The organism is Actinomadura logoneensis (assembly GCF_003428695.1).
Classification (GTDB): domain Bacteria; phylum Actinomycetota; class Actinomycetes; order Streptosporangiales; family Streptosporangiaceae; genus Spirillospora; species Spirillospora logoneensis.
Genome location: NZ_QURH01000762.1, coordinates 1 through 3,950, shown reverse-complemented (window position 1 = coordinate 3,950; position 3,950 = coordinate 1). Strand labels below are relative to the sequence as shown.

Below are 3,950 nucleotides of genomic sequence, written 5' to 3'. Positions count from 1 at the left end.
GGCCGCACCGCTTCCGGGGGCGGCGGACGGCACGCGGCCGGGGGCGCCGACCTTCCCGAGGACGTGGCCGTCCTCGCGGCGGAGGCGCGGCACCGTGTGGACACCGCGACGCGGCTGCGGGAGGCGGCGGCCGACGAGCCGGACACCGACCGCGCGTGGCGGCTGCTCGCCGACGCGCTGAAGCTCGTCCGGGACCTGCCGGGCGCGGCCGACCACCAGCGGCGGCTGCCGCCCAAGCCGGTCGAGTCCCTGATCGCGACCGTGCACGCCGATCCGGAGCCGTCGGTGCGGCTGGTGTGGGAGGCGTCGCCGTCCACCGCGGGCGAGGTGCTCTACCACATGGTGCGCCGCCGGGACCGTCCGCCGCACGGGCCCGCCGACGGCGAGCCGGTGCCGCTGACCAGGGACGACGACCCGCCGGTGAACGTGCACCTGTACTACGCGGTGATCGCGGTGCGGGGCGAGGCCGCCGCGCCGCCGACGGTCGCCGGGCCGATCCTGGTGCGGCCGGAGCCGCGCGAGGTGGAGCTGTCGCCCGGCGACGGCACGGTGACCGGCCGCTGGCGGTGCCCGCCGGAGGCCGCGCGGATCGCGGTGTTCCGCGCCGAGCGCGGCACCGAGCGGCCCGTCCCGGCGGGCCGCGAGGGGTTCTCCGAGCGGGTTCCGAACGGCGTGACGTACTACTACCGGGTCTGCGCCGTGTACCTCGACGAGCACGGCCGCGAGACGACCACGCCGGGGGTGCGGCTGTCGGTGACGCCGTCCGCGCCGCCGGAGCCGGTGTACGACATGGCCGTGGACGCGTCGGCGGGCGAGGAGGACGAGGTCCTCGTCCGGTTCGAGCGCCCGGCGCACGGCAACCCCGAGATCGTCCTGCTGGACTCGCCGCCCGCCTGGCCGCGCAGCGCCGTCCTGCCCGTGGAGGAGATCCGCAAGGCGACCAGGCGGATCCCGAACGCGGTGACCTCCGACGGCATCCTGGTGAAGCCGGGACGCGGCGGGTGGCTGCTCGCGGTCACCGTCTCGGAGGGCACGGCCGCGGTGGGCGCGCGGCACCGGCACGTGAACCTTCCGCCGCCGCGGCGGCTGGTCGCCGAGCGGCGCGGCGACGTCGTGCACGTCGGGTTCGACTGGCCGGACGAGGTCGCCGAGGTCGAGCTGACCTGGCGGATCGGCGCGGACGCGATCGCCACCGGCCGCATCGAGGCGAACCTGGTGGCGGCGGGCCGGATGGAGGCCGGACGGCTGCCGAGCGCCGCGCCCGAGCGGGTCGCGGTGACCCGCGCCGCCTACGAGGCGCAGGGCGGGCTGCGGGTCGAGGTGCCGGAGGCCGAGCCGGTCGAGCTGGCCGTCGCCGCCGTCGGCACCGCCGACGAGCAGCGCGTGGTGGGGGTCCCGGCGGTCGTGGAGGTGCGGGCGCGCACGCTCGTCCGGTACGAGCTGGAGCGCAGCGGGCCGCCGTGGAAGCGCGCGCTCACCGTGCGGCTGTCGGCGGAGCGCCCGCTGCGGGTCGGGTCGCTGGAGCTGGTGCTGCGGCGCGGGCGGGTGATGCCGCACCGGCCGACCGACGGGGAGACCCTCGGTTCGTGGACGCAGGTGCCCGTTCCCGGAGAACTCACCGTGCCGCTGCCTCGGCCCGCGGGCGAGTACTGGCTACGCTGCTTCACGGATGACACCGTGGTCGAGCTGACCGACCCCCCGGTACGCCATCTGCACAGCCCCCGGTAAGCGTCCCCCTGGAGGAGCCGGTGTCCCTAGCGTCCCGGGTGAGCCTGCCCGGCCTCGCCCGGCAGGAGATCACCTGCCCGTACTGCTTCGTGGAGATCAACCCGCAGCGGATCCCGTTCCGCTGCCGCGGCCAGGTCGGGCGGCGGCAGGGCTGCGCGCCCGTGCTCGACCGCGAGCTGGCCGAGTACACCGGGTCGACGGCGGGCGCGTCCCTGCCGCCGGTGTTCCCCGCGCCGCCGCGCTCGGGCGGACGCGCCGACTGCCCCGCCTGCGGGCAGCCGACGCACAACCGCGTCTGCCCCGAGTGCCACAACCCGCTCCCGACCGCCTACTGCGACTCCCCCGGACGCATCGTCGCGCTCGTCGGCGCGAAGAACGCGGGCAAGTCCACCTACATCGCCGTCCTGCTGCACGAGCTGATGAACCGCGTCGGCACCGAGCTGGACACCTCGCTCGTCGCCTGCGACGACCGGACGATCGAGCGGTACAAGCGCGACTTCGCCCGGCCGCTGCTGGAGGAGCGGCGGCTGCTGCCGACGACGGCGAGCGCCGCGACCGCGCCGCGCGAGCCGCTGGTGTACCTGCTGACCCGCACCCGCCCGTCGAAGCTGGCGCGCACGCCGCTGGCCGGGATGGGGCGCGCCAAGCACGACGCGCTCGCGCTGGTGCTGTTCGACACCGCCGGTGAGGACCTGCGCAGCCGCGAGGTCCGGGACCTGCACCTGCGGTACCTGGAGGCGGCCGACGCGATCATCTTCCTGGTCGACCCGCTGGAGCTGCCCGGCGCGCACAACGCGCTCGCCGACGAGGCGCAGCCGCGCGAGGGCACGCTCGGGGAGGACCCGGACAGCGAGCCGATCAACATCATCGCGCGGGTCACCGAGGCGCTGCGGCTGCGGCACGGGCTGCGGCCGGGCGAGCGGCTGCCGGTGCCGGTCGCGGTGGCGCTCACCAAGATCGACGCGCTCGGTCCGGCGGTGTCGCGGCAGTCGGCGCTGCACCGCTCCCGGTCCGGTTCCGGCGTCCTCGACCTGGACGACCGCGCGGCGGTGAACGAGCAGGTCAGGGCGCTGCTGCACGACTGGAACGCGGGCCAGCTCGACCTGTTCCTGTCGCAGCAGTACGCCGACTACGCGCTGTTCGGCCTGTCCGCGCTCGGCGCGATGCCCGAGGGCGACCGGGTCGGCGCGGGCGGCGTGCGGCCGTACCGCGCGGAGGATCCGCTGCTCTGGCTGCTCTATCGGTTCGGGATGCTGGACGGGGAGTGACGTCAGGTGGCGTGGCAGCTCCACTACACCTCGGCCCGGCGCGGGCCGACCGGCCGGTCGGGGTTCCAGTTCGTCGCGGAGACGCCGGGGCTGCCGGACGGGGTGCGGGCGCGGGTCACGCCGCACCTGTCGTACCGTCCGCCGCCCGAGGCGCCGCTGTCGCCCGCCGACGACGAGCTCGACGGGTTCCCGGTGTCGCTGCTGTACGACCGGGTGGACGGGCGTCCGCTGCTGCTGCGCTGCCGCTACCTGGGGCGGGACTACTCCGGCCGGTACGGCAACTTCTTCGCGCACGCGGTGGTCGCCGAGCCGGACGAGCTGGAGGGCGTCCGTCCGGTGGAGCTGTGGCACGCGCCGCTGTGGGCCGACTCCCCCGCGTCCGAGACCGACCTGCCGGAGGTGGACGAGCTCGTGCCCGACGAGGGGCTGGACCCCGAGTCGCTGGCCGCCTGGCTCGCCGCCGAGGCCGCGCCGCCGGACCCCCCGGGCGGCGACGACGGTTCAGGCGGCGGCTCGGGAAACGGCGACGGTTCGGGTGGTTCCGGGGACGCCTACGACCGGCTCGCGCGGATCGTGGACGCGGTCGTGACCGTCCTCGGGCGGGGGCACGGCCGGGTGGTGCTGGTCTCGTCCGACATCGAGCTGGTCGCGCGGTGGATCGCGGTCGTGTCGTACTCGCTGCCGGTCGCGGCGGCGTCCGCGCTGTCGTTCGTCACCTACAGCGCCGACCCGGACGGCGCCCCGCAGCGGCTGGTCGGGACGACGCCGGACGTGTGGGCGTCCGCGCAGCGCACCTCGCCCGCCGTCCCCCTGGACCGGCCCGTCGGCGGCGCGTACGAGGCGGGGCGGTTCGCGCGGACGGTCGCGGCGTGCTGGCGCGACGCCGACTTCGCCGGGCTGGACGCGCTGGCCGAGCTCGCGCTGCTCGGCGCGGGCGCGGCGCCGGGCGCGCCG

At 76.6% G+C, this 3,950-nt stretch carries 2 protein-coding genes and 1 pseudogene; all 3 read left to right on the top strand.

Features of this window, described 5'->3' with window-relative positions:
* Nucleotides 1-1,728, top strand: a pseudogene (locus tag DZF91_RS40450) (hypothetical protein); the annotation flags it as partial.
* 20 nt (nt 1,729-1,748) lie between these two features.
* The gene (locus DZF91_RS26920; protein WP_117359966.1) at nt 1,749-2,996 is read left to right on the top strand and encodes a GTPase; all 1,248 of its coding nucleotides are present in this window, start codon (nt 1,749-1,751) and stop codon (nt 2,994-2,996) included.
* 6 nt (nt 2,997-3,002) lie between these two features.
* The coding region (locus DZF91_RS26915; protein WP_456236662.1) for a GAP1-N2 domain-containing protein at nt 3,003-3,950 on the top strand (948 nt) is incomplete at its 3' end.